At 66.0% G+C, this 24,914-nt stretch carries 22 protein-coding genes; 8 read left to right on the top strand and 14 right to left on the bottom strand.

The window, feature by feature from the left end:
* Positions 1 to 22: 22 nt before the first annotated feature.
* The 3 genes from ABUA37_RS04715 to dut are packed head-to-tail and all read right to left on the bottom strand — an operon-like array spanning position 23 to position 1,850.
* A complete protein-coding gene (locus ABUA37_RS04715) occupies positions 23 to 751 on the bottom strand; it encodes a DUF3159 domain-containing protein (protein WP_349897978.1) in 729 nt (242 codons plus the stop codon).
* Positions 748 to 1,395 carry a DUF3710 domain-containing protein gene (locus ABUA37_RS04710; protein WP_349897977.1) on the bottom strand — a complete coding sequence of 216 codons (648 nt, stop codon included), beginning with the start codon at positions 1,393 to 1,395 and terminating at the stop codon, positions 748 to 750. The genes ABUA37_RS04715 and ABUA37_RS04710 overlap by 4 nt, the downstream gene beginning before the upstream one ends.
* A complete protein-coding gene (gene dut / locus ABUA37_RS04705) occupies positions 1,392 to 1,850 on the bottom strand; it encodes a dUTP diphosphatase (protein ID WP_349897976.1) in 459 nt (152 codons plus the stop codon). The genes ABUA37_RS04710 and dut overlap by 4 nt, the downstream gene beginning before the upstream one ends.
* 84 nt (positions 1,851 to 1,934) lie before the next feature.
* On the opposite strand from dut, the gene ABUA37_RS04700 reads away from it, so the two are divergent.
* On the top strand, positions 1,935 to 2,384 hold the full coding sequence (locus tag ABUA37_RS04700) for a DUF3093 domain-containing protein (protein WP_349897975.1): 450 nt from the start codon (positions 1,935 to 1,937) through the stop codon (positions 2,382 to 2,384).
* On the opposite strand, the gene ABUA37_RS04695 is transcribed toward ABUA37_RS04700, so the two are convergent.
* On the bottom strand, positions 2,381 to 2,674 hold the full coding sequence (locus ABUA37_RS04695) for a DUF4193 domain-containing protein (RefSeq protein WP_325517882.1): 294 nt from the start codon (positions 2,672 to 2,674) through the stop codon (positions 2,381 to 2,383). The two genes, ABUA37_RS04700 and ABUA37_RS04695, sit on opposite strands and share 4 nt — an antisense overlap.
* Positions 2,675 to 2,878: 204 nt before the next feature.
* On the opposite strand from ABUA37_RS04695, the gene sepH reads away from it, so the two are divergent.
* Complete coding sequence (gene sepH / locus ABUA37_RS04690) at positions 2,879 to 3,946, top strand: septation protein SepH (protein ID WP_349897974.1); 1,068 nt, start codon at positions 2,879 to 2,881, stop codon at positions 3,944 to 3,946.
* A gap of 15 nt (positions 3,947 to 3,961) precedes the next feature.
* Here sepH and ABUA37_RS04685 read toward each other — a convergent pair whose 3' ends face one another.
* Positions 3,962 to 5,101 carry an alkaline phosphatase family protein gene (locus tag ABUA37_RS04685; protein ID WP_349897973.1) on the bottom strand — a complete coding sequence of 380 codons (1,140 nt, stop codon included), beginning with the start codon at positions 5,099 to 5,101 and terminating at the stop codon, positions 3,962 to 3,964.
* A 12-nt stretch (positions 5,102 to 5,113) separates the two neighbouring features.
* Here ABUA37_RS04685 and ABUA37_RS04680 point away from each other — a divergent pair, with 12 nt between their 5' ends.
* Entirely contained in the window at positions 5,114 to 7,585 is a 2,472-nt protein-coding gene (locus ABUA37_RS04680) for a DNA gyrase/topoisomerase IV subunit A (RefSeq protein ID WP_349897972.1), read from the top strand.
* On the opposite strand, the gene ABUA37_RS04675 is transcribed toward ABUA37_RS04680, so the two are convergent.
* Complete coding sequence (locus tag ABUA37_RS04675) at positions 7,582 to 9,663, bottom strand: DNA gyrase/topoisomerase IV subunit B (protein ID WP_349897971.1); 2,082 nt, start codon at positions 9,661 to 9,663, stop codon at positions 7,582 to 7,584. The genes ABUA37_RS04680 and ABUA37_RS04675 overlap by 4 nt on opposite strands.
* A 225-nt stretch (positions 9,664 to 9,888) precedes the next feature.
* On the opposite strand from ABUA37_RS04675, the gene ABUA37_RS04670 reads away from it, so the two are divergent.
* Positions 9,889 to 10,116: a DUF7455 domain-containing protein gene (locus ABUA37_RS04670; RefSeq protein ID WP_349897970.1), complete on the top strand. Its 228-nt coding sequence runs from the start codon at positions 9,889 to 9,891 to the stop codon at positions 10,114 to 10,116.
* A gap of 63 nt (positions 10,117 to 10,179) precedes the next feature.
* Here the strand turns inward: ABUA37_RS04670 and ABUA37_RS04665 are convergent, their stop codons facing one another.
* The 7 genes from ABUA37_RS04665 to ABUA37_RS04635 form a co-directional block, all read right to left on the bottom strand.
* Entirely contained in the window at positions 10,180 to 11,235 is a 1,056-nt protein-coding gene (locus ABUA37_RS04665; protein ID WP_349897969.1) for an alanine racemase, read from the bottom strand.
* Positions 11,232 to 12,002: an alanine racemase gene (locus ABUA37_RS04660; protein WP_349897968.1), complete on the bottom strand. Its 771-nt coding sequence runs from the start codon at positions 12,000 to 12,002 to the stop codon at positions 11,232 to 11,234. The genes ABUA37_RS04665 and ABUA37_RS04660 overlap by 4 nt, the downstream gene beginning before the upstream one ends.
* 52 nt (positions 12,003 to 12,054) lie before the next feature.
* The gene (locus ABUA37_RS04655) at positions 12,055 to 12,792 is read right to left on the bottom strand and encodes a type 1 glutamine amidotransferase (RefSeq protein WP_349897967.1); all 738 of its coding nucleotides are present in this window, start codon (positions 12,790 to 12,792) and stop codon (positions 12,055 to 12,057) included.
* On the bottom strand, positions 12,789 to 14,075 hold the full coding sequence (locus ABUA37_RS04650) for a MurT ligase domain-containing protein (RefSeq protein WP_349897966.1): 1,287 nt from the start codon (positions 14,073 to 14,075) through the stop codon (positions 12,789 to 12,791). Before ABUA37_RS04650 ends, ABUA37_RS04655 begins: the two co-directional genes overlap by 4 nt.
* 10 nt (positions 14,076 to 14,085) lie before the next feature.
* Positions 14,086 to 15,486, bottom strand: a complete 1,401-nt coding sequence (locus ABUA37_RS04645) for an RNA polymerase sigma factor (protein WP_407075346.1) — start codon at positions 15,484 to 15,486, stop codon at positions 14,086 to 14,088.
* 223 nt (positions 15,487 to 15,709) lie between these two features.
* Entirely contained in the window at positions 15,710 to 17,038 is a 1,329-nt protein-coding gene (locus tag ABUA37_RS04640; protein WP_349897964.1) for an MFS transporter, read from the bottom strand.
* A 35-nt stretch (positions 17,039 to 17,073) separates the two neighbouring features.
* A complete protein-coding gene (locus tag ABUA37_RS04635) occupies positions 17,074 to 17,997 on the bottom strand; it encodes a proteasome assembly chaperone family protein (RefSeq protein WP_349897963.1) in 924 nt (307 codons plus the stop codon).
* Between the two features lie 105 nt (positions 17,998 to 18,102).
* Here ABUA37_RS04635 and ABUA37_RS04630 point away from each other — a divergent pair, with 105 nt between their 5' ends.
* The 3 genes from ABUA37_RS04630 (at position 18,103) to sucB (ending at position 22,630) form a co-directional block, all read left to right on the top strand.
* On the top strand, positions 18,103 to 19,599 hold the full coding sequence (locus tag ABUA37_RS04630; RefSeq protein WP_349897962.1) for a leucyl aminopeptidase: 1,497 nt from the start codon (positions 18,103 to 18,105) through the stop codon (positions 19,597 to 19,599).
* 99 nt (positions 19,600 to 19,698) lie between these two features.
* Positions 19,699 to 21,072: a dihydrolipoyl dehydrogenase gene (lpdA, locus tag ABUA37_RS04625; protein ID WP_349897961.1), complete on the top strand. Its 1,374-nt coding sequence runs from the start codon at positions 19,699 to 19,701 to the stop codon at positions 21,070 to 21,072.
* A 58-nt stretch (positions 21,073 to 21,130) separates the two neighbouring features.
* The gene (gene sucB / locus ABUA37_RS04620; RefSeq protein WP_349897960.1) at positions 21,131 to 22,630 is read left to right on the top strand and encodes a 2-oxoglutarate dehydrogenase, E2 component, dihydrolipoamide succinyltransferase; all 1,500 of its coding nucleotides are present in this window, start codon (positions 21,131 to 21,133) and stop codon (positions 22,628 to 22,630) included.
* A gap of 42 nt (positions 22,631 to 22,672) precedes the next feature.
* Here sucB and ABUA37_RS04615 read toward each other — a convergent pair whose 3' ends face one another.
* Positions 22,673 to 24,247, bottom strand: coding sequence for a protein kinase domain-containing protein (locus ABUA37_RS04615; RefSeq protein ID WP_349897959.1), 1,575 nt, complete (start codon positions 24,245 to 24,247; stop codon positions 22,673 to 22,675).
* A gap of 37 nt (positions 24,248 to 24,284) precedes the next feature.
* Between ABUA37_RS04615 and lipB the strand changes: the two genes are divergently transcribed.
* Positions 24,285 to 24,911, top strand: a complete 627-nt coding sequence (lipB, locus tag ABUA37_RS04610) for a lipoyl(octanoyl) transferase LipB (RefSeq protein WP_349897957.1) — start codon at positions 24,285 to 24,287, stop codon at positions 24,909 to 24,911.
* Positions 24,912 to 24,914: the final 3 nt, after the last annotated feature.

Raw genomic sequence — 24,914 nt, 5'->3', positions numbered from 1 at the left:
ATATACCATCGGGTGCTGACCGCTACCGCGGAGCCGCGCCGGCCAGGGCCCGAGCGTAGACCGCGCGCACGAGTAACCAGGTGACCCAGAGCACTGCCGCGTAGAGCGGCACACCGAGCAACAGTTTCGTGCCCGCAAGCCATTCGGTCTCGTGGGCGAGATAGAGCGGCACTTCGACGATCAGGCGGAGCGCGAACAGACCAACCCAGAGCCACGTCGCGATCACGAGCACCCGACGCTTGGCCCTGTCCTTTCGCCACTCGACTCCCTCATTGGTGAGTACGCCCACGATGAGGCCGATCAGCGGCCAGCGAATGATGAGGCTCAGCAGCAGCACCGTGAGCGAGACGCAGTTGATGATGATGCCGGGCAGGAAGTTATCCTCCGGCTTGCCGGTGATGAGAGCCAGTGCGGCGGAGATGGCAATCCCGAACACGCCGGCGAACGCCTGGGAGGGCCCGCTGCGGAGCGCGAGCCGAATGATGACGAAGACAACGGCCAGGGCGAGCGGAATCAGCACAGACAGCAGCAGGTTTCGCGTCAGGCTGTAGATCACCAGGAAGCCGAGGCCGGGCACGATCGACTCAATCAGACCGCGGATGCCGCCGATGGCCGCAAGAAGCGCCCCGGCCGTGGGCACCTCACCGGGCGACACCTGGCCGATTCCGGTCTTGCGCACGGCAGCACCGAAGCTCTCCCTGAACGTCGGGACGACGTCAGCGGCTTCGTCCTGCTGTTCGGGGCCGCTCACAGTTCGGAGGTGGGAGAAGCACCGTCCTGAGCGGCGGCCGACTTCGGCATGTGAAGCGGGATGAGGTCGCGCGGCGGCATGGGCGTTGTGCCTCGCACAACGACGACGCTGCGGAAGAGGTCCTCGATCTTCGCTGCTGCCTCCTCGTTCACCGCACCATCGCCGGCGATCACGCCACGCAAGAACCACCTCGGCCCGTCGACCCCGATGAACCTCGCAAGCCTCGTGGAGCCCGGCTGGCCCGGTGCCGTCGCGGGAATCTCCGCAAGTAGCTCGGGACCGAATGGGCCCTCCTTGAGGGTCGTCGTGCCACCCTGCCTCGCGATCTGTTCGGTGATCTGGCCACGAATCTCGTGCCAGAGCCCGCTCGATCGAGGTGCCGCAAACGGCTGCACCTGCAGCGATGAACCGGCGTAGTCGAGACCAACCGCAACCACTCGCTGGCTGCCCTCCTCGACCTCGAGCCGCAGCTGGAGTCCCTCGCGCGGCAAGATCTTCACCCCACCGAGATCGACGTACGGGCGGACGGCGTTCGCCTCGGCTTCGTCGAGCGGGCCGGCTGTACCGCGGTCCTCGGGCGCCGACTTGGACTGCTCCGCGGCTGTCTCATCGTCGTTCGGTTGTGTGGAAGTGATGTCGCTCACGAGCGATCTCCTAGCTTTGCGTCTCGATACCCCGTTGAGCCGAAACCGGCTTCGCCACGCTGGCTCCCCGGGAGGACTTCTACGGGTACGAATCTCGCCCGGCTCACCGGCATGACGATGAGTTGGGCGATTCGATCTCCGACTGCGACAGAATACGGCACCGAACTGTCCGTATTCAGAAGGGTGACCCGGATCTCGCCCCGGTAGCCGGCGTCCACGGTGCCCGGGCTGTTCACAATGGTGATTCCGTGGGAGGAGGCGAGCCCGCTGCGCGGAACCACGAAGGCCACGTACCCGTCGGGAAGCGCGATGGCCGTGCCCGTGCCCACGGTCGCCCGCTGGCCAGGAGCGAGCTCGACTGCCGTCGCCGCGGTCAGATCCGCGCCGGCGTCGCCGGGATGGGAATAGCGGGGAATCTGGTCCCCGAGGTGCAGTACTTCAACGCTTTCGGCCACGTGACGAGGGTAGTGCAGAACGATCTGTCGCCTGAAAAGCGAGCTCCGTCGTCGTGCTCGTCAAAAGTCTGATGCAATGGTGACATGACGACGTACCGCGAACGCCTCTGGGCCGCACCCTGGGTCTTCCTCGCCACCGCTCTCGTGATTCCTGCGGCACTCCTGGTGTTCCTGCCGATCAACGCGCTCGTCGGCGTGATCACGGCAATCGTGCTCTACGCGGTTTGCGTTGTTCTACTCATCCTCGCATCGCCCGTGGTCGCGGTAGCCGACGGTCAACTGCTCGCCGGTGGCGCGCGGCTACCGCTCGAGCTCGTCTCCGGCACGTCGGCGTATCGACGGGACCAGGCCACGCTGGAACGCGGGCAACGACTGGATGCCCGCGCCTGGCTGTTGCTTCGCGGCTGGGTCGACCCCGTCCTCAAAGTCGAACTCAACGACCCCGAGGATCCGGCGCCCTACTGGCTCATCTCGACGAGGCAGCCGGAGCGCCTCGCCGAGGTCATAGCCACGGCTCGCGCAACCCAGTTCTAGGCTGCGCACTCCTGGCAGATCGCACCGAGCTTCTCCTCGTGGTCGATCTGTGACCGGTGCTTCACGAGGAAGCAGCTGATGCAGGTGAACTCGTCAGCCTGCGGCGGCAGCACGACGACATCCAGCTCGAGGTCCGAGAGATCCGCGCCGGGAAGCTCGAATCCACCGGGGTTGTCGGCGTCGTCGACGTCTACAACACCAGACATCTTGTCTGGAACGCGTTCCTTCAGAGCCTCGATCGAATCAGAGTCGTCGTCGGTCTTACGGGGTGCGTCGTAGTCGGTTGCCATGCCCATCCACTTCTCATATTGGGTCAATAAATCTCAATCGGCGGGCATAGTTTGCATCATCTGATTCCGAATAGCAAACCACTTGCCGATCTCGCTTAAGTAGTCGCCGTATCAACTTTCGGCACGCCCGGGTTATTCCCGCGATTCCCGCCCTCGGCGTGACACTCTTGATGAGATTCGTGACGGCCGGAGAGGCGATTCAGCATGCAGGACCTGAGAGTCATCGGGGTGGAGAACGGGGCGCTACTCGTGGCGTCTGACGACGGCACCCGATACCGTATCGCAATCGACGAGGTACTTCAGTCGAAGCTTCGCAAAGCCATTCCCGACCCGGGCGCCGGCAGGAAGCTCGCACCCAGGGAGATCCAGGCGCACATCCGGTCCGGGATGTCCGCGCAGGATGTCGCCTCCATCACGGGCGTGCCGCTGGAGTACATCCAGAAGTTTGAGGGACCGGTTCTCGCCGAGCGCGAGTTCGTCGTCGAATCCGCGCTGGGTGTTCCGGTTCATACCGCGCTTGAGTCTGACCCGATGAACCAGGGCACGACCTTCGGTGCCGCGATCCGCGAGCGACTCTATGACCTCGGTGCGATCAACGAGCGCTGGGCCAGCTGGAAGGAGATCGGCGGCGGTTGGATCGTGAAACTCGCGTTCACCGCCGAGCAGATCGACCACGACGCACGCTGGCGCTTCGACCCCAAGAAGGCGGCCCTCGCCCCGCTCAACAACGAGGCGATCACCCTCTCCCAGCAGGGCGATATGAGCGGTGCGCTCATCCCACGACTGCGTGCGGTCGGCGGCGAAGAACGGGTTCCCGACTCCACCCGCTTCGACAGCGGTGCCTTTTCGCAGGAAGACCTGGCAGAGCACTCGAGCGGCGCCGGCGCCGAAGTGACGCCGTTCTCGCGCGGCGAGGCGTCATCGGCCGCCGCATCTGCCGCTGCCATCAACCGTGAGCCCGCAGAGGGTGCAGCCAACTCCAACGAGACCGCCGACCTGCTTGAGGCGCTCAGGAGGCGACGTGGCGAGCGCGAGAGCGCAACATTCGACGACGACCTGGCGACGAACGCGCACCCCTCGGTGGGCGGCATCCGGCTTGTGGATGTGCCGCTTGAGGGATATCCCGACTCCGAGCCGTCGGATGACGACGATGTGCAGGGCAACACGGCACCCCAGCCGACGATGCTGCAGTCCCGCTCGCGCAAGGGTCGCGCGGCCATGCCCAGTTGGGACGACATCGTCTTCGGTGCACGACCCGACGACGAGGGCTGATCGGCGGTAGCCGCCTTACTGCCTCCAGGCACCGAGCCGCAGCAGCGGCACCTCTGTCTCGTCCTGGGACCACGAGCCGTGCTGGCCGACCATCGATCGACCCGCGCGCGACGTCAGTCGCGAGTCGTAGTACGCGATTCGCTTTCTGGCGGCGATGAGCAGGTCCCCGATCCTGGGCACCACCTCGGGATCCACCGAGGGGCCGAACCATCCCGAACTGATCGCCTCCTCGCGATCGACGACCCACGCCCGCTCGGACTCCGAGGTTCGCCACCGTTCCAGCACGGTTGCGCGGTGGGCGGCAGTCGCGTCCGGCTCGAAGTGTAGCTGCAGGCAGCGAGGCTCCCCCGCGACGAAACGGATGCCGTCGATCAGTTCCGGATCGGTGTCGAACAGGATGTGTGCGCTCTCCGGCACGTCGAGCACGCCGTGGTCGGCCGTGACGAGTAAGCCCTCGTCCCGCCGCAGCGTCTGCGCGAACCCACCGACCGCGCTGTCGGCCACTTCCAGGTCCTGCGTCCATCGCGAAGACTGCCAACCGTGCGAGTGGGCGGTCTTGTCGAGTTCGGGTGCGTAGACGTAGACGATGCAACGATCGCCACCGTCGAGGATCTCTCTGGCGCGTTCGAGACGATCGGCCAGGGATCGACCGCCGTGGAAGTCCGCACCCCGCAGCACCGCCGCGGTGAATCCGGAGTGCCGATACTGCTCGGCCGCGACCACCGCGCTCCGAACGCCGAGCTCCCCCGCGCGCTCGAAGACGGTGCGTGACCGCTGCCAGGTGGCCGGATCGAGGCGATCGTCCCATCCGCTCAGCTGGTTGACCACTCGATCGTGCGCAGGGTCGAGCGCGGTGTAGCCGACGAGACCGTGCACGCCGGGGTGCTCCCCCGTGGTGATCGTGGTGAGGGCCGCGGCCGTCGTGGTGGGGAATCCCGCGGTGAGCGTGGATCGAGCGCTGAGCAATGGTGCCAGGGTGCGCGCGTGGCCGGCTCTGGCGCGAAGTGCCGCGGCGCCGAGTCCGTCGATCACGACGACGACCGCCTTGCTCACGGGAGCGAGGGACAGGGTGTTCGCGTCACCGGAGACCGCGTCGAGGCAACTTGGCAGAACGTCGGCAAGGCTAAACCGGTGTGATTTCGTGGCCGGTAGCATGGTCGCAATCCTATGACTACTCCCCAGACCCCTGCCCTTCCCGAACCGATCGAGGACGCATCAGGCGAACGCATCGACACCGTCGACGTCGCTTCCGAGATGGAAGATTCCTACCTCGAGTACGCGTATTCGGTGATCTATTCGCGCGCGCTGCCGGACGCACGAGACGGGCTGAAGCCCGTTCAGCGTCGCATCCTCTACATGATGACCGAGATGGGTCTGCGGCCCGACCGCGGCCACGTGAAGTCGGCCAGGGTCACCGGCGAGGTCATGGGAAAGCTGCACCCGCACGGTGACTCCTCGATCTACGACGCGATGGTGCGACTCACCCAGGCGTTCATCATGCGCGTGCCGCTCATCGACGGCCACGGTAATTTCGGTTCGCTCGACGACGGCGCGGCCGCCGCTCGATACACGGAGGCCCGCCTTGCGGCCGCCGCGATGGCACTCACCGAGAACCTCGACGAGGACGTCGTGGACTTCGTGCCGAACTACGACAACCAGCTGACCCAACCCGACGTGCTCCCGGCGGCGTTCCCGAACCTTCTCGTGAATGGTGCGAGCGGCATCGCCGTGGGCATGGCGACGAACATGCCGCCGCACAACCTCGTCGAGGTGATCGGCGCCGCCCGCCACCTGATCGAGAACCCGGATGCCTCGCTCGACGACCTCATGGCCTACGTGCCCGGGCCGGACCTCCCGACGGGTGGAACCATCAGCGGGCTCGCCGGCATCCGGGACGCCTACGAAACCGGCCGCGGCGCATTTCGCACTCGTGCGCGCGTCTCGATCGAGCCGATCACGGCTCGCAAGACCGGCCTCGTGTTCACGGAGCTGCCGTTCATGGTTGGCACCGAAAAGGTCATCGAGAAGATCAAGGACGGCGTCGGCTCCAAGAAGCTCAGCGGCATCACGGATGTCACGGATCTCACGGACCGCAAGCACGGCGTGCGCCTTGTCGTCGGCATCAAGACCGGGTTCAGCCCGGAGGCCGTGCTGGAACAGCTGTACCGTTACACGCCGCTCGAAGAGTCGTTCAACATCAACAACGTCGCGCTCGTCGACGGCCGACCGAAGACCCTGGGACTGCGCGAGCTGCTTCAGGTCTACGTCGATCACCGCATCTCGGTCGTCACTCGTCGCAGCAGGTACCGGCTGGCGCGCAGGCAGGAGAGGCTGCACCTCGTCGAGGGCTTGCTCATTGCGATCCTCGACATCGACGAAGTCATCCAGGTCATTCGCTCGAGCGACGACTCTGAGCAGGCACGCACCCGCCTGCGCGAGGTCTTCGATCTCAGCGAACTGCAGGCGGAGTACATCCTCGAACTGCGACTGCGCAGGCTCACGAAGTTCAGCCGCATCGAACTCGAGACCGAGCGTGACGAGTTGCGCGCGGAGATCGCCACCCTGGAAGCACTCCTCGCCGACCCGGCAAGACTGCGCCGACTCGTCTCCGAGGAGCTCGACGATGTGGCCGAACGGTTCGGCACGCCCCGGCGCACGCTGCTCACCGAGGCCCGGCCGTCGCTCGCCACGACATCCGCATCGTCGAGCCGCAAGGCCGCCCCGGTGCTCGAAATCGCGGATACGCCGTGTCGGGTCTACCTGTCGACCACCGGCCGCGCCATCAGGGTCGAGATCACGGACGATGAGACTCCTGCGGTTGCGCGTCGGCGAACCAAACACGACGCGATTCGATCGAGCATCGACACGACGAGCCGCACCGAGATCGGAGCGATCACGAATCGCGGGCGCCTGATCCGATTCACCGCTGTCGACCTGCCGGCTGTTCCGAGCAATTCCATCCAGCTCGCGGCCGGGGCACGTATTTCGGACTACCTCGCCGTGACAGACAAGAAGGAGCGGGTGCTCGGATTCGTGGCGCTCGACTCGGAACTGCCGATCGCTCTCGGCACCGCGCAGGGCGTGGTCAAGCGCGTCTCCCCCGGTTTCCCCGCGAAGCCCGAGTTCGACGTGATCTCGCTCAAGCCCGGCGACGAGGTGATCGGCGTGGCCCAGAGCGGCGACGACGACGAGTTGGTCTTCGTCACCTCGGATGCTCAGTTGCTCAGGTTCGGCGCGTCCTCGGTGCGCCCGCAGGGGGCGGCCGCTGGCGGCATGGCGGGCATCAAGCTCGGCGCCTCGGCATCCGTCATCTTCTTCGCGGCGGTATCGCCCGCCCCGGATACCGTCGTCGCGACCGTGTCGTCGTCGAGCGCAACCATCGCCGGCACGGATCCGGGTCGTGCCAAGGTGTCGAATCTGTCTGAGTTCCCGGCGAAGGGTCGCGCAACCGGTGGCGTTCGCGCGCACGCCTTCCTCAAGGGAGAAGACGTGCTCACGCTCGCCTGGGTTGGCGAGCCGCCGGCCCTCGCGGTGGGCAGCGATGGGTCGACCCGACAACTGCCCGAGACGAGTGCGAAGCGCGATGCCTCCGGTACGCCGCTTGACTCCGTGATCGGATCGATCGGTCGCTCCGTCTAGACGTCGATGCGCTCGCGGCTGAGTCCGTCCGAGCCGGCCACAATGAACTCCTTGCGCGGGGCGACGTCGTTCCCCATGAGTAGTTCGAAGACCGTGTCGGCCTTGGCGGCATCCTTGATCTGCACACGTCGGAGCGTGCGATGCCGACGGTCCATCGTCGTCGTCGCGAGCTGATCGGCGTCCATTTCCCCGAGGCCCTTGTAGCGCTGGATGGGGTCCTGATAGCGCCTGCCCGACTTCTTCAACGCCGCGAGCACACCCTGCAACTCCGCCTCGGAGTAGGTGTACAGCGTCTCGTTCGGCTTCGTGCCGGGGTTCATGATGACCACGCGGTGCAGCGGCGGCACCGCGGCATAAATGCGCCCGTCGGCGATCATGTCCGGCATATAACGGAAGAACAGCGTGAGCAGAAGCGTGCGAATGTGTGCACCGTCGACATCCGCGTCGCTCATGATGATGACCTTGCCGTAGCGCGCGACCGAGAGGTCAAAGCTTCGACCGGAGCCGGCACCGATTACCTGGATGATCGAGGCGCACTCCGCGTTTGAGAGCATGTCGGAGACGGATGCCTTCTGGACGTTCAGAATCTTGCCGCGGATGGGCAGCAGGGCCTGATATTCGCTGTCGCGTGCGAGCTTCGCCGTTCCGAGCGCGGAATCGCCCTCGACGATGAAGAGCTCGCTGTTCGCGACATCGTTGCTGCGGCAGTCGACGAGCTTCGCGGGCAGCGACGAGTTCTCGAGCGCATTCTTGCGGCGCTGGGTCTCCTTGTGGGCACGCGCGGAGACGCGGGACTTCATCTCGGCGACGATCTTGTCGAGCACGAGAGACGCCTGCGTCTTGTCGTCGCGCTTGCTCGACGCGAATCGCTCGCCCATGCTCTTGGCGACCACGTTCGCGACGATGTTGCGCACGGCCGGCGTTCCGAGAATCTCCTTCGTCTGCCCCTCGAACTGAGGCTCCGGGAGGCGAACGGTCAGCACGGCCGTGAGACCGGCGAGGATGTCATCCTTCTCGAGCTTGTCGTTGCCGGCCTTGAGTCTGCGGGCGTTCTGCTCCACCTGGGCGCGCAAGAACTTGATCATGCCCTGCTCGAATCCGGTCTGATGCGTGCCGCCCTTGGGCGTCGCGATGATGTTCACGTAGCTGCGGAAGACGGTGTCGTACCCGGTCCCCCAGCGCAGCGCGATCTCGACCTGGCACTCCCGGCTGAGCTCGGTCGGCACCATGGTGCCGGAATCCGAGAGCACGGGAACGGTCTCGGTGAAGGTGCCGGATCCGGTCATGTGCCAGGTGTCGGTGAGCGCGGTATCCGGAGCCAGGAAGTCGACGTACTCGGCGATTCCGCCGTCGAAACGGAAGGTCTCGCGGGTGGGTTCCTCCGGTCGATCGTCTGCGATATCGATCGCGAGGCCGCGCACGAGGAACGCCGTCTGCCGCACTCGAGCAGTCAGTTCATCCGTCTGGAAGGACGCACCGCGGGTGAAGATCTGCGGGTCTGCCCAATAGCGCACACGGGTTCCCGTGACGCCCTTCCCTACCTTGCCGACGACCCGCAGTTCACTTCCATTCTCGAACGGAGTGAAGGGGGCGTCGGGTCGTGGCTCTCCCTTGTCGGCAAAGATGCCGGGCTCGCCGCGGTGGAACGACATGGCCCAGGTCTTACCGTCGCGGTCAACCTCGACATCGAGCCGCTCCGAGAGCGCATTGACCACGGATGCGCCGACGCCGTGCAGGCCGCCCGAAGCTGCATAGGAGCCACTGCCGAACTTGCCGCCCGCGTGCAGCTTGGTGAAGACGACCTCGACACCGGACAGTCCGGTCTTCGGCTCGATATCGACCGGGACGCCGCGCGCTCGGTCGCGCACCTCAACGCTGCTGTCGGCGTGCAGGATGACGCTGATCTCGGTTCCGTAGCCGCCGAGCGCCTCGTCAACCGAGTTGTCGATGATCTCCCACAGGCAGTGCATGAGACCGCGCGAGTCTGTCGACCCGATGTACATGCCCGGTCGCTTTCGCACCGCCTCGAGGCCCTCGAGCACCGAAAGATGTCTGGCCGAATAGTCCGAGCTGGCCAATGCTGTCTCCATTCATGCGCCCCCGTGTCGTGCTGCGGAAGTGCTGTGACGAAGGCCGCGCTCCAGCCTAACGAGGGCTCCCGCTCCCCCCGCACTTCGACACCCCCGCGCACGGAGCCGTACGCGTTCAGCGAAATACGCGTCATTTGCCAGCGGCACGGCCCGCGGGCATGTTTGGATAGAGGCATCGGGCCAAGCACCATCACGAACCGTAGGGAGCAGCGGATGTCTGAGATCGCATCAGGAACAGTGGTTGATTCTCGACCACACGAGTTGACTGCTGCCGATCGCTGCGACAGCTGCGGCGCCCAGGCGTACATCCGCGTGTCAATCGGCAGCAGCGAGTTGCTCTTCTGCGCGCACCATGGCAAGAAGTACCAGGAGAAGCTGACTGCGCTGGCCACGGAGTGGCACGACGAGTCGAGCAGGCTTCTCGAACAGGACCAGGCCTAGACCTCACTCTTCAGTTGATGCCCGCCATCGCGAGATGGCGGGCATCGCTGTGTCTAGCGCGACTCACTCTCGATACTCCCGCGGGATGGCGCTCACGAGCCGCGTCACGATCTCCTCACCGATCGTTCCGGTCGCGTCGGCCCACTGCTGCAGGGTCCATTCGCCCTGCTTGCCCGCACCGAACAGGATGACCTCGGCGTCGGCCCGCACAGCGCGGGACAGAATCATCCGGTCGGATTCGACCCGCGCCACGTCGACCAGTTCGCCCTCGACGCAGAGTTGCACTCGGCCGTCGGCGAGACTCGAGATCCCATCGCCGTAGCCGACTGGGACTACGACCGACCCGTCGGCATCCACAACTGTCGTGCTGACCAGAGTGAGAACCGGCTCGAGGCCCAGTTCCGCTGCGGTGATGCCGTCTCCCGGTGAGATGCCGTAGCCGAAGGCGCCGAATCGCACGAGCCCGAAGCGGCTGTCCTGCCTCGAGAGCCCAGCGGCACTCGCGGCGAGGTGCAGCAGGCTGAATCGTGCTCCGAGTGCCTCGGCCTCCGCGACGGCGTCCTCAAAGAGCGCAATCGCCGCGCTGTCCTCGTCGTACGAAGCTTCGGCGATGTGGGTCCAGGCCCCGTACAGCTCTGCAACACCCGATTGTTCGAGTTCACGTGCGCGGCGCACGAGCGCTGGCCAGTCGGCGCGCAATGCTCCGTTGCGATGGAGGCCGGTATCGATCTTGAGATGCAGTCGTGCCGCGCGCTGCGCCCCGGCGGCGGCAATCTGCTCGAGCTGGGCGATCGTGGAGATGCCGAGGTCGATTCGTGCGTCGATCACGGGCCGGCAGTTCTCCTCCGGGGCGAGGTGCCAGGCGAAGATGTTCGTCCCGGGATCGATGTCGGCCGACCTCAACTCAAGCGCCGTCTGCGTATCGAGAGCGCCAAGCCACTCGACGCCCTCGCCCACCGCCGCTCTCGCGATCGGCACGAGGCCGTGCCCGTAGGCATCCGCCTTGACCACGGCCATCACTTTCGACGGACTCACGCTGCGGATGAGCCGGGACAGGTTGCGGCGATACGCCCCAAGATCTACCTGGGCCGTGACCCGCGGCGTCGGTGTCGCTGTCATCGATAGCTCCTCGTCAACCGCTGACCGAACACCGTGACGACCTCGTCCGCCGTGATATCCAGAGACTGCGCCCAGCTGTCCGCGGAGGGTTCGCCGCTGCCGCCGAACACCACGGCTTCTTCACCGGGAGCGCTCTCGTCGGCACCGAGATCCAGAACCGCCGCGTTCATAGCAACGCGGCCGACGATCCTCCGCGGGCGTCCGCCGAGCATGACGGACGCGGTGTTCCCGGCCCTGCGGTCAAGCCCGTCCGCGTAGCCGATCGCGATCATGGCCAGGTTAGTGACCTTCTCGGCACGGAACGTGTAGCCGTACGAGACGCCATCCCCGGGCTGAATCGTCTTGGTTGTGAGCACCGTGGCGCTGACGCGCATCGCTGGCCTGAGTCGGAGCCGCGAGAGCTCGGGACCAACTCCATAGAGAGAGACACCAGCGGCGAACAGTTCTGGCACGGCCGGGTCACCTCGCAGGAACACGTCGGGCACCTCGGCGCGGCAGTGCATGGCGAACGAAGTCAGGATGGGCACCCGAATGCCCGACTCGCGCAGTGCAACGGCATCCGCCACCGTGCTGACCGAGAGCCACTGTGCACCACCCTCGAGCGCGGCCATGACGGTCTCGATTGCGCCGTGACCGTGCCCGTCGGCCGAGACGTCCACGAGCAGGGATTGAGCACCTGCCGCTCCACGAAGGACACGCGCGTTGTCACGGAGCGCGCCCGTGTCGACGCGTGCCTCGCACAGCCGGGAATCAGTCAGCGTCAACACCTCGCAGTGGTCGGGCGGGAGCACGAGCCGAGCGGCCCGGCGTTCTCGGCGACTAAATGCGCGAAAACACGTGCTTCACGTTATCAACGATCACGGCGCGAGCCCCGGTAGCGAGACGATCGAGTTCGGCATGCGCGGCGCCCGGCTCATACGAAAAGCCCTTGCGCCGCGCGATGGCGCGGAGCAGAGAATCGGTCAGCGCCGGGTTGAGCGGCAGAACGGGGCCGCCCACCTGCGTGGCGATGGACTCAGCGAGCCGCACGCCCTCGCTCTTGCCGTCGCCATTGCCGCTGCCGGCGACGAGCGCTCCGAACGCATCCGCGCCAGGCGAGAGTCGCCACTGTGAGGCGTTGTCTTCGAAACCTGCGACCTGACCCACCGAAGACTCGACGAGCACGTAGCCGACGTTGCGCGTCTGGGTGCGCGCTGCGCGAAACGGGAAGATGCCGAGCCCAGCGATCACCGAACCGTCGACGAGAGTGATGCCCTCGCCGAGGAGTTCCGCGCCGGCGCCGTACGCGAAGATCGGCACGCCCGCCGATGCCCACGACCTCAACTGCTCCGCGTGCGACTGCAGGTCGGCGTAGATGTTGCGGATGGCCGAGAGGGGTCCGTTGCCCACGATCACCAGATCCGGGTCGTCGGGAAGGCTCAACCCCGCACGATGGTGCGACACTGAGGCCTCAATGCCTGCGCGCTCGAGGCGCGCCGTGAGCGCCATGACATTGCCGCGGTCCCCCGCGACGCCGAGCTCGTCCGGGTAGAGCTGGAGCAGGTGCACCGTCGTCATCGCTGATTCTCCAGTTCCAGGAAGCCGATCTGCTTGCGCGCGAGCATCATGATCTCGTAGTTCACGATCCACGTCTTCATGCCGCTCGACGGGCGTGGCAACGCCCGCATCAACTCGATGGCCTTGCGCAGGTCCGGCTCGACCACTCCGATGCGCATGCCCTCGTGTTCCAATCGCGTGGCGAGCTGCCACGCCTTGGCGCCGGTGATGACGTCGACGTGATCGATGGCCGAGAAGTCGATGTCATAGATCCAGGAGATGTCGGGGGTGCCCTCGTCGATGGCGAGAAGCACCTGCTCCGGTGGCTCGGGGATGGCGTCGAGGTTCAGCTGCAGGCTCGCGGCGTTCTTGAACATGACGAACTCGACCTTTTCGTCGCCGAAATCGAGGAGTTCGCCTCGACCGTACGCCGGCTTCATCGCCGCGAAGGCGGCAACGGCAGACGGCGGCGAGAACTGGTCGCCGAGGATGATCGCCGCCGTGGCGACCGCCGCCGCGGCATCGATGCCGTAGTGCAGGCCCTTCGCGGGAAGCACGACGTCGATCAGCTCGCCGGCAACGGCGATCTTCGCGCCGGTGCGATCGGTGTCGACCAGCTCGGCGAGGGCCTCATGGTGCACCTCCACGGCGTTCGCATCCCGGTAATCCGCCGCGTTGAAGAGGCCGTGCGGCGCCTTCGCGATGAGCTCGTCGGTCGCGCCGAAGTATGTGATGTCCGGATTCTGCGAGGCGTCACCGTCGGCGTAGCGCGCGGCGACCTTACTGAGGTACGGGTCCTCACGATTGGTGACGATGTGCAGCTTCGCGCGCTCCGCCGTATCGAGCATCATGTCGGCGACGCGTTCCGTCTCATAGAAGCGGTACAGCTGATCGACCTGGGTGTTGAGCACCAGCACGGTCGAGGGCGGCACGGTGTCGGCGAACTCCAGCGCGAAGGCCTCGTCGACCTCGAGAACGCCGATGTCGGCATCGAGCTTTCCCAGCAGGCTCGACTCGCCGAGGATCGACGAGGCAATACCCTGCGGGAGGTTGGCGCCTGAGGGGTTCGTGAAGACCTTCAGCCCGTGAGCGCGAAGCACCCCGGTGAGCATGTGCGTCGTGGTCGACTTGCCGTTCGAGCCGAGGACATAGACGATGCCGTGCCGAAACTGGCCCGTGACCTCCTCGAGAAAGCGCGGCGCGAGCCTGGTGGTGACATAGCCGGGAAAGGCCGAGCCACCACCACGCAGGCGCGCGAGCCCCCGCACCAGTTTGCCCAGGGCAACCGGCAGCAGGTACTTCAAGCCGACAGGCTTACTCAAGGTAATCGCGCAGCGACTGGGACCGCGACGGGTGGCGAAGCTTCGCCATCGTCTTGGACTCAATCTGGCGGATGCGTTCGCGGGTGACTCCGAAGGTGTCGCCGATCTGGTCGAGCGTCTTCGGCATGCCGTCACCGAGGCCGAAGCGCATGCGGATGACGCCCGCCTCGCGCTCGGAGAGCGAGTCGAGCAGCGACTCCAGCTGCTTCTGCAGCATCGTGAAGCCCACCGCGTCGGCCGGGACGACGGCCTCGGTGTCCTCGATGAGGTCACCGAACTCGCTGTCGCCGTCTTCACCCAGGGGCGTGTGCAGGGAGATCGGTTCGCGACCGTACTTCTGCACCTCCACGACCTTCTCGGGAGTCATGTCGAGCTCGCGGCTCAACTCCTCGGGAGTCGGTTCACGGCCGAGGTCCTGCAGCATCTGGCGCTGCACCCTGGCGAGCTTGTTGATGACCTCCACCATGTGGACCGGAATGCGGATGGTCCGGGCTTGGTCGGCCATGGCGCGGGTGATCGCCTGACGAATCCACCAGGTGGCGTAGGTCGAGAACTTGAAGCCCTTCGTGTAGTCGAACTTCTCGACGGCACGAATGAGGCCCAGGTTTCCCTCCTGAATCAGGTCGAGGAACTGCATCCCGCGCCCGGTGTAACGCTTCGCGAGCGAGACGACGAGTCGCAGGTTCGCGCCGAGAAGGTGGCTCTTGGCGCGCTGACCGTCCTTGGCGACCCAGCGCAGTTCACGCTCGGCCTCTTTGGAGAGATTGGTCGCGGTGGCGAGCTTGTCCTCAGCGAACAGCCCAGCCTCGATGCGCATCGCGAGCTCGACCTCTTCGGCCGCGTTCAGCAGTGCGACCTTACCGATCTGCTTCAGGTAGTCCTTGACCGGATCGGCCGTCGCGCCGGTGATCGCCGACGAATAGACCGGAACCTCGTCTTCGTCATCGACGAGCGAGAGAACGAGCGCGCCACTCGGCAGCGCCTCATCCTTCTTCGCGTTCTTGCCGTCTTCCGAATCGTCGGCGTCGTCGGATGCGGACTCGTCGGCGTCGTCCTTGGCGCCGGCCACTTCCGCGTCGTCTTCGATCGGTTCCACGACGTCTTCGGCGTCGTCTTCGACCTCGTCGGCGTCGTCAGCAACCTTGGAGGCGCGCTTGGTCGCGGGCTTCTTGGTCGCCGTCTTCTTGGCGGCGGCCTTCTCGGTCACGGCCTTCTCGGGGGCGTCGGCCTTCTTCGCCGGAGCCTTCTTCGCGGCGGGTGACTTCGCTGCCGTCGACTTTGCGGCCGACTTGGTCTTACCTGCGGGCGCGAGGTCTTCGTCGACCGCTGCGTCAGTGGGCGATGCGACCGAAGCGGATGCTTCGACCGGTGCTGCCTTAGTTCGGGTAGCCATTGGGCACCTTTCGATTGTGAGCTCGCTGCCCGATCGGTCTGAATGCCGTCCGGTTCGTCGGAACGAGATCCGGAGTAGGCCATTTCGGGCAGCACTAAGACCCATGTCAAGTCCTGAGTCATCGCGCACCTGAGGTGTGCAAGGTACCCGTGGAATCGAAAGGGTCTTGGGATCAATTATTGCATGCTTTCGCCCGGCCTCTTGCCAGCGGCCGGTCGCACTGCTATATATTGCGACGCTTGCGTGCTCTGGAGAGTGCAACCCAGATCGGGGCCACTTCTATTCCCTCGTCCTCGTGCAGGCGCCGCCTCGTTCGCCGTCGCGCGCGCACCAGGAAGACGACCCCTATACCGATCACGATGTACTGCACGGCGAAGGCGATCCGGAACGAATCCAGCGCGAAGACTTCGCTCCCACCACCGCCCGCCATCCGCACCTGGTTCGTCACATCCAGCACGACGCCGATCAGGTACATCATGACGAAGCTCGCGAGGAACCCGCCGACGTTGACCACACCGTTCGCCGAACCGAGGCTGCGCAATGGGTTGAAGCTCCGGGCGAAGTCGAAGCCGATCAATGAGCCAGGACCGCCGACACCCATGGCCACGATGAGCAGGAGGATGAGCCAGAGGGGCGGCATGCCGGGCCACAGGAGCACGACGGTCCACACCACTCCCATCGTGGCGACGATGCCGAGAACGAGATTCGACCGCCTCAGCGGAAAGCGCGCGGTGAGGATGCCGAGCACCGGCCCGCTCACCGCACCGACGACCACAAAAGATGCCAGCAGCGTCGAGGCCAGTTCGGGACTGTAGCCGAGCGCACCCACCATGAACGGAAAGCCCCAGAGTAGGCTGAAGACGGTGCCGGACGACTGGCTGACGAAGTGCGACCAGAACCCCAGCTGGGTGCCGGGTCGCCCGAGGCTCTCCCGAAGTTGTCGCATGGCTCCGCGCCAACTCGTGGCCGCCCCGGATCGAGCGAGCGGGTCACCACCGTTCGACATCAGCGCGACGACCAACACGAAGGCGAAAGCAGACACCGCGGCCACGCCGAGGAACGCCGGAGTCCAGCCGAAGTCGCGCAGCACGAAGGAGAACGGGATGGCCGAGAGCACCTGACCGAGCGCGCCGATGTTGCCCGTCCACTGCGACACCTGGGGCAGCATCCGGCCGCCGAACCACGATGCCAGCAGTCGGATGACAGAGATGAAGGTCATCGCGTCGCCCGCGCCGAGCAGCATCCGCCCCCCGATCGCCATGCCGATGGACGGTGCAAAGGCGAGCGTGACCTGCCCGAGCATCATGAGCAGGGCGCCCGTGGCGATCAGTCGCTTCGGGCCGACCCGATCAAGGATGACACCGACGGGAATTTGCAGCGCGGCGTAGACGATCAGCTGAATGACCGTGAGGCTCGACAACACCGACGCGGATACGTCGAAGCGATGGGCGGCATCCACACCCGCGACGCCGAGCGAGGTGCGCTGCAGCACCGCCGTGATGTACGCGACCATGGCCACGGCCCACATCAGCCACGATCGACCCGAGTTCACGCCTTCACTTCTCCTGCCACCGCTACGAGCACCTGTCAGGACAGCGTGTCATCTTCTCCGTTTCGGCGGATGGCAAGGAAGTTCTCGAGCTCTGCGGCGATCTCGTCGGCGCTCGGCAGACCGCCGTCTTCGTCGGTGAGCGGCGACCGGAGCGGGTTGCCCTGCATATAGGAGTCATGCCGCTCCTCGAGCGCACCGACGAGGCGAGCGAGCTCCTGGTTCGTCTCCACTTGGGCGTCTATCTTGGCGAGGAACTCCCGGCCCTCTTCGCGCAGGCTGTCGGTCGGGAAGATCAGACCGGTGGCGACGCTGATGACCTCGAGTGCCTTGACCGCAGCATCCGGATGTTCGGTGTCTGCCAGGTAGTGAGGTATCAGCAGAACGAATCCCGTGATCGGATGGCCGAGCGCCGACAGGCGGTATTCGATCAGGTGCAGCACGTTGGCCGGCACCTGGGTGTTCGGCTTCCAGATCGACATGGAGTCGATGAGCTCTGAGCGGTTGCCGCTGACCGTCACGCCGATAGGCCGCGTGTGCGGTACCGGCATCGGGATCGCGTGCACCCAGGTGGTAGTGCGCACCTTGAAGGTGTCGATGAGCTGAAGCACGGCGGCGGAGAACCGCTCCCACTGGAAATCGGGCTCGAAGCCGGTGAGGAGCAGAAACTGCTGACCGATCTCATCCGTGGCGAGGTAGAGCGCGAGCGTGGCCGGCTTGTAGTCGCTCAGGTGGTCCTGGTCGAAGTAGACGAGCGGCCGACGAGCCCGGTAATCGAATAGTTCGTCGGTGTCGAACGTGGCCACGACCCGGTGATCGAGGGTCTCGAGAAGGTAGTCGGTGAACTGTGTGACGGCGGCCCCCGAGTCGGCGAATCCGGTGAGACCGGCGACGAGATTCAGGCCCTCCGGAACATCGGCGGCATCGGCAGCGAACTCGTACAAAGCGGCGGGATCTTGCATCAATCCACTCTAATCGGCGCGCAACTTGCAGACCGGGCACGCGGGGGTGCATCCGTAATGCCCAGAGCGAACAGAGCTGCGCAGGGGCGCGGATAGCATGGCGGGATGACCGTTTCCGAGCTTCACCTCTCCCCAGAATCGCCCACGACCCTCGCTACCGATGCGCTTGTGCTGGGGGTGGCGCAGACCGATCAGGGTCCGAGGCTGCTGACGGATCTCGCAGAGTTCGACGGCATTCGGGCGAGTCTCGGCGCCATCGGCGTGACGGGTTCGGTCGACGAGGTGCGCAGAATGGCCCCCGTCGCCGGGGTCTCGGCGAGAAGCATTGCCGTGGTGGGCCTGGGTCGGGCACCGATCTCAGCGGACACCCTCCGGTACGCCTCAGGCACGGCCGCTCGGCAGCTCAGGGGCCTCGACTCGCTCCTCCTCGCGCTGCCCGCCTCGAGCGATGCGGACGTGCTCGCGATACTCGAGGGCGCCGCCATCGGCGCCTACGAATTCACGGACTACAGGGTGAAGTCGGCCGACTCGGCCAAGCGCTCGGCCAGAGACATCACGGTGTCGTCAAAGTCACAGGATGCGGCGGCTCTTGTCGATCGAGCTCGCATCGTCGCCAGCGCCGTGCACTCGGTGCGCGACCTCGTCAGCACTCCCGCGTCCGACCTGTATCCCGAGAGCTTCGCGGCGGCGGTGCAGCGCCTTGCCGCCAATGCGCCGGTGGACGTCACGGTGTTCGGGCACGACGAACTAGTCGCAGGCGGCTTCGGCGGCATCCTCGGGGTCGGCCAGGGTTCGACTCGCGGGCCGCGTCTCGTGAAGCTCAGCTACCACCCAGCGGGCGCGACGCGCCACGTCGCGCTTGTCGGCAAGGGCATCACGTTCGACACGGGCGGCCTCTCCCTTAAGCAGCCCGCGGGCATGGTGGGCATGAAGTACGACATGACCGGCGCCGCAACGGTGATGGCGTCGCTGCTCGCCGCCGCGCGACTGAACGTGGGCGTGCGCCTCACGGCATGGCTCTGCATTGCCGAGAACATGCCATCCGGTTCGGCGACTCGCCCGAGCGACGTGTTGCACATGCACGGCGGCCGGACGGTGGAGGTGCTGAACACCGACGCCGAGGGACGCCTGGTCATGGCCGACGGGCTCGATGCCGCGAGCGAGGAGTATCCCGACGCCATCATCGACGTCGCCACTCTCACGGGCGCAGCGCGAGTTGCTCTCGGCACCCGCTACACGGCCGTCATGGGCGATCACGACTTCGTTGGCCAGGTCGTGGGGGCCGCCGAGAGCTCCGGTGAGCTCTTCTGGCCGATGCCGCTGCCGGGTGAGCTTCGCGCCCTTCTCAACTCGGATGTCGCAGACATCGCCAACGCCAAGATCGGCAGCACCGCGGGCGGCATGCTGCTGGCCGGCGTGTTCCTTCAGGAGTTCATCGGCACAAAGAAGGACGACCCCGCCACCCGCATCCCGTGGGCGCATCTCGACATCGCAGGAACGGCCGACAATGGCGGTGCCGGCTACGGCTTCACGGGCAAGGGGCCGACCGGAGTCGCGGTGCGGACACTGCTTCGTCTGGCAGAGGATATTTCCCTCGCGTAGTAAGGTCGTTGTGGCAAGAAAAACCTCTCGCCACGCAGCCTTTCGCCGATCGAGTGAACGGGCCATCACACAAATCCTGAGAACCTAGGGAGCAACCTGGTGTCTGAACAGAACTTTGACATTGTGATTCTCGGAGCCGGAAGCGGTGGCTATGCGGCCGCCCTCCGGGCGAGCCAGTTGGGCTTCTCCGTGGCACTCGTGGAGAAGGGCAAGCTCGGTGGCACCTGCCTTCACGTTGGGTGCATCCCGACCAAGGCGCTGCTGCATTCCGCCGAGGTCGCTGACGTCACTCGCGAGTCGGCCACGTACGGCGTCACCTCGAGCTTCGATGGCATCGACATCTCGGCGGTCACCACGTATCGCGAGGGCATCGTCTCGAGCAAGTTCAAGGGTCTCGTGGGGCTCATCAAGTCGCGCGGCATCACGGTGATCGAAGGAGAGGGCCGTCTCGTCTCCCCCACCACCGTGCAGGTCGGCAACGACACCTACGTCGGGAAGAACGTCGTCCTCGCGACGGGTTCATATTCACGCTCGCTCCCCGGTCTCGAGATCGGCGGCCGCGTCATCACGTCCGAGCAGGCACTCCAGCTCGACTTCGTGCCGAAGAAGGTCGCCGTGCTCGGCGGTGGCGTCATCGGCGTCGAATTCTCGAGCGTCTGGAAGTCCTGGGGCGCAGACGTGCAGATCATCGAGGCCCTTCCGCACCTCGTGCCCAACGAGGATGAGGCGATCAGCAAGCAGTTCGAACGCGCCTTCCGCAAGCGGGGCATCAACTTCAGCCTGGGCGTGCGCTTCAAGAGCGTGACCCAGAACGACGAGGGCGTCGTCGTCACCCTCGAAGACGGGCAGACCTTCGAGGCGGAACTCCTTCTCGTCGCGGTTGGCCGCGGCCCGTCCACCGCTGGTCTGGGCTTCGAAGAGGTCGGCGTCGCCATGGACCGCGGCTTCGTGCTCACCAATGAGCGACTCGCCACCAACGTTCCCGGCGTCTACGCCGTCGGCGACATCGTTCCAGGACTGCAGCTCGCGCACCGTGGCTTCCAGCAGGGCATCTTCGTCGCCGAGGAGATCGCGGGCCTCAACCCGCAGGTGATCGCGGACTCGAACATCCCGAAGGTCACCTACTCCGACCCGGAGGTCGCATCCGTCGGTCTCAGCGAGGCGAAGGCCAAGGAGCAGTACGGCGCGGACCAGGTCACGAGCTATGACTACAACCTCGCCGGCAATGGCAAGAGCCACATCATCGGAACCTCCGGACTGGTCAAGGTCGTGCGCGTGAACGACGGGCCGGTCGTCGGAGTGCACATGATCGGTGCTCGTGTGGGCGAACTCATCGGCGAGGCACAGCTCGCCGTGAACTGGGAGGCCTACCCGGAGGACATCGCGCCGCTCATCCACGCGCACCCGACCCAGAACGAAGCCCTTGGCGAGGCGTTCCTGGCACTCGCCGGCAAGCCGCTTCACGCCGCTTAAACCAGCCGGTCGAACTAAGCTAGAACCACACGCAAGTCTGCTGTAAGGAGCACCACTGATGAGCGAATCCGTCAACCTCCCGGCACTCGGCGAGAGTGTCACAGAGGGCACGGTCACCCGCTGGTTGAAAAAGGTCGGGGACCGCGTCGAGGTTGACGAGCCCCTGCTCGAGGTATCGACGGACAAGGTCGACACCGAGATCCCCTCCCCGATCGCGGGAGTGGTCGAGGCGATCCTGGTCGCCGAGGATGAGACCGTCGAGGTGGGAACCGCGCTCGTGACCATCGGCGACGGCTCTGCTCCGGCCGAAGCGCCCGAAGCACCCGCTGCAGAGGCTCCCGCAGCGGAGGCCGCGCCTCAGCAGGAGGCCCCTGCTGAGCAGGAAGCGCCCGCTCAGCAGGAGGCACCGGCACAGCAGGAAGCTCCGGCACAGCAGGAGGCACCAGCCCAGCAGGAAGCACCCGCTCAGCAAGAGGCACCCGCTCAGCAGGAAGCCCCCGCCCAGCAAGAGGCACCCGCTCAGCAGGAAGCCCCCGCCCAGCAGGAAGCCCCCGCTCAGCAAGAGGCACCAGCCCAGCAAGAGGCACCCGCTCAACAGGAAGCTCCGGTTCAGCAGGAAGCAGCTCCCGCTCCGACTTCAGCCGTCGGCACGCCGTCGTCCTCGAACGCCGGTTACGTGACTCCGCTCGTCCGCAAGCTTGCGAACGAGAAGGGCATCGACCTTGGATCGGTGTCGGGCACGGGCGTCGGCGGACGCATCCGCAAGCAGGATCTGCTGAGCGCCGCGGCCCCGGCGGCCGAGGCACCGGCGGCGGCAGCCCCCGCTCCCCTGGAGATCTCCGCACTTCGCGGGACGACGGTTCCGATGTCCCGGCTGCGCAAGGTCGTCGCCGAGCGCGCGGTGATCTCGATGCAGACGTCTGCGCAGTTGACCTCGGTTGTCGAGGTCGACGTCACTCTGGTCGCCAACTACCGCGACTCGGTCAAGAACGACTTCCAGGCGAAGACGGGCCTCAAGCTCAGCTTCCTTCCGTTCTTCGCCCTCGCGGCCGCCGAGGCTCTCAAGGCATACCCGATCATCAACGCGATGATCGAGGGTGACTCCATCGTCTACCCGCCGCAGGAAAACATCAGCATCGCGGTGGACACGGAGCGCGGACTGCTCACACCGGTCATCCGTGATGCCGGATCGCTCGACATTGCCGGGCTCGCGAAGCAGATTGCCGACCTCGCGGAGCGCACTCGCGACAACAAGCTGAAGCCCGATGAGCTCGCCGGCGGTACGTTCACGCTGACGAACACCGGCTCGCGCGGGGCTCTCTTCGACACTCCGATCGTGTTCCTGCCGCAGTCGGCGATTCTCGGCACGGGCATTGTCACGAAGAAGCCGGTGGTGGTCTCCAACGACGGCCTCGACGCGATCGCGATCCGGTCGACCCTGTACCTCGCCCTGTCCTACGATCACCGCATCGTCGACGGTGCGGATGCCGCGCGCTTCCTGGTCGCCGTGAAGAACCGCCTTGAGGGTGGAGACTTCGCCGGCAACCTCGGCGTCTGACAACTGCCGCAAGACGAACTGTACTTCAACCAATCTCCCGCTTCACGCGGGCAGGAAGTCACGGATGCGCCATCCCGACTGCTGCTTGACCAGCAGTATCGAGAGCGCGGCCGTACCCGGTCGGTTGAGCGTCAGTAGCGCGGAGTCGCCCAGTCTCTGCGTGAGAGCGGCTTCGCTGCCGCCGAGCGGCTCGGAGTTCGCGGTGGCCGCGCCCTGCTGAAGCGAACGGATGAGGTGCGAGTCGCCGTCGAGCGCTGACGAACCCGGCTGGTCGACGGCATCCAGGCACGTTACGGACAGTCGCCGGATGCATCGGTCACGCGCCCGCAGCAATTGCTCGAGAGCGACGACGGGATCGTCGGTGCCGACGCCTGAAGGCGCCGATGATGGCGATGCTGTGGGCGATGCTGTTGTTGCCGCCCTAGTCGGCATCGGTGATGGCGTCCGGCCGGACTCCGAGCCGACGGCTTTACGAGCACGGTCGGGCGGGGAATCCGATTGCGCAGTCGAGGGAACCAGCAGAATCGCGAGGACGACCGCGAGCACTCCCGCGACGGCGACGATTCGAAACGCCTTTCGCGTCGACGCGACGGCGGCCCAGGCACGGATGATCGGGCGCACGAGCGCGGGCACCCGCAGCGACAGTGCCGCGATCCGTCGGCGCGCGATTGCTGCCACCCCGCGTGATCGCATGCTGGGGTGCGTCTCGGCCGGGGCATCCGTCGCGGTTCTCGGCGCGCCCGAGCCCACCGTCAGCCGCGTACCCCGCGTCGCCGGCGGAGCCTCGACAGCCCGCGCCGCAGGAGCAACGACACCTCCGAGATCGACCGGTTCCGCGGGAGCCAACGCGAACAGTCGCTCGCGCAATTGCTGCGCGAAGGTGTGTGGTTCATCGGCAGGCTCGACCTCGCGCAACCACGCCAGCACGTGTGCGATGCGGTCGGGGTGGTCGCCAGAGACGGCCCGCGAGAGCACGACACCGGCGAGGGCACCGAGACGCTGGAGGTCGTCGCCAACTCCCGGCTCCGCCGCGAGTTCCGCCGGGGTGACCGCGCGGTCGACCCGCGCATTTCCTGCATCGAAAACCGAGGCACCACCAAAGCAGGCGAGCACGGGTGCGCCTCTGTCGTCAAACAGCACTACGCCAGGACGAATCGTGCCGTGGCAGGACCGCGCCTGATGGAGCGCGCTGACCGCCTCGCAGAGCGGCGCCAGTATTGTCACGGCCTCCCCCGCGCCGACGCTGTCGCGCTCCGCCAGCAGTCGTGCGAGGCTTCCGTTCAGACGGGGAAGGACGAGACAAGGATTGCCGTCGGGTGCCGTCGCGACATCGATGAGGCGCAGGAGATGGGGCGAGTGCGTGCGCGCCAGGACCGTGATCTCGTCATCGGTGCTCGCGGCTGCTACCGAGGACCGGTAGACCTTGATCGCGGCGACGGGAGTCACCGGAGCGGTCTGTTCCATCGCGTGCCCAAGAAAGACCTCGGCACGCGCTCCCGCTCCAAGCCTGCGCACCAGCCGGTATCCGCCCATCGTGTCCACCCGCTGATTGTGGTGCGCAATCGCCGTCCAGTTTCGCGCGGTGGTCACCGTTGTGGACGAACTGTGACGACTCATTGCGAGGGGAGGAGAGGCTGGTCCCTAGACTGAGCGGGTGATCGACTCAGTCGTCGCGGGGCTAAGCGCCAACTCCGTGCCGTATCTGGACGCCCTCGAGCTCCAACGCGCAACCCATTCATCCGTCGTCTCCGGGGTCGCCCCCGACACGGTGATCTTCCTCGAGCACCCCTCGGTCTACACCGCGGGGAAACGCACGGAGGATCACGAGAGACCCACCGACGGTACGCCGGTGATCGACGTGGACCGGGGTGGCAAGATCACCTGGCACGGTCCGGGCCAGCTGGTCGGCTACCCGATCCTCAGGCTCGCCGAGCCAATCGACGTGGTCGGCTACGTGCGCCGACTCGAGGCGATCCTCATCGACGTGCTCGCGGAGCTCGGTCTGCAGACGGGCCGCGTGGAAGGGCGCTCGGGCGTCTGGGTGCGTGGCACGGACAAGATCGCGGCCATCGGCATCCGCGTCGCCAGCGGCGTCACCATGCACGGCTTCGCCCTCAACTGCAGCAACTCCTTCGAGGCCTACGACAAGATCGTCGCGTGCGGGATCGCCGACGCGGGGGTCACCTCCATCTCGCAAGAGCTCGGCCGCGAGGTCACACCAGCAGACGTCGTGCCGCTCATCAGCGCACGACTGCACGAACTGCAGGCGGTGCCCGCGTGAGCG

The organism is Parafrigoribacterium soli (assembly GCF_040227235.1).
In the GTDB taxonomy this organism is placed as follows: Bacteria; Actinomycetota; Actinomycetes; order Actinomycetales; family Microbacteriaceae; genus Parafrigoribacterium_A; species Parafrigoribacterium_A soli.
The sequence above is the reverse complement of the archived record's forward strand: the minus strand, read 5'-3'. Positions and strand labels throughout refer to the sequence as shown.

What these genes read in the sequence shown, in the direction of transcription:
- sepH (WP_349897974.1), top strand. Translation starts at nt 2,879, where the DNA reads ATGCAGGACCTGAGAGTCATCGGGGTGGAGAACGGGGCGCTACTCGTG.
- ABUA37_RS04670 (WP_349897970.1), top strand. Translation starts at nt 9,889, where the DNA reads ATGTCTGAGATCGCATCAGGAACAGTGGTTGATTCTCGACCACACGAG.
- ABUA37_RS04655 (WP_349897967.1), bottom strand. Translation starts at nt 12,792, where the DNA reads ATGACGACGGTGCACCTGCTCCAGCTCTACCCGGACGAGCTCGGCGTC.
- ABUA37_RS04615 (WP_349897959.1), bottom strand. Translation starts at nt 24,247, where the DNA reads ATGAGTCGTCACAGTTCGTCCACAACGGTGACCACCGCGCGAAACTGG.
- ABUA37_RS04695 (WP_325517882.1), bottom strand. Translation starts at nt 2,674, where the DNA reads ATGGCAACCGACTACGACGCACCCCGTAAGACCGACGACGACTCTGAT.
- sucB (WP_349897960.1), top strand. Translation starts at nt 21,131, where the DNA reads ATGAGCGAATCCGTCAACCTCCCGGCACTCGGCGAGAGTGTCACAGAG.
- ABUA37_RS04700 (WP_349897975.1), top strand. Translation starts at nt 1,935, where the DNA reads ATGACGACGTACCGCGAACGCCTCTGGGCCGCACCCTGGGTCTTCCTC.
- ABUA37_RS04630 (WP_349897962.1), top strand. Translation starts at nt 18,103, where the DNA reads ATGACCGTTTCCGAGCTTCACCTCTCCCCAGAATCGCCCACGACCCTC.
- ABUA37_RS04665 (WP_349897969.1), bottom strand. Translation starts at nt 11,235, where the DNA reads ATGACAGCGACACCGACGCCGCGGGTCACGGCCCAGGTAGATCTTGGG.
- ABUA37_RS04680 (WP_349897972.1), top strand. Translation starts at nt 5,114, where the DNA reads ATGACTACTCCCCAGACCCCTGCCCTTCCCGAACCGATCGAGGACGCA.
- ABUA37_RS04645 (WP_407075346.1), bottom strand. Translation starts at nt 15,486, where the DNA reads ATGGCTACCCGAACTAAGGCAGCACCGGTCGAAGCATCCGCTTCGGTC.
- ABUA37_RS04685 (WP_349897973.1), bottom strand. Translation starts at nt 5,101, where the DNA reads ATGCTACCGGCCACGAAATCACACCGGTTTAGCCTTGCCGACGTTCTG.
- ABUA37_RS04635 (WP_349897963.1), bottom strand. Translation starts at nt 17,997, where the DNA reads ATGCAAGATCCCGCCGCTTTGTACGAGTTCGCTGCCGATGCCGCCGAT.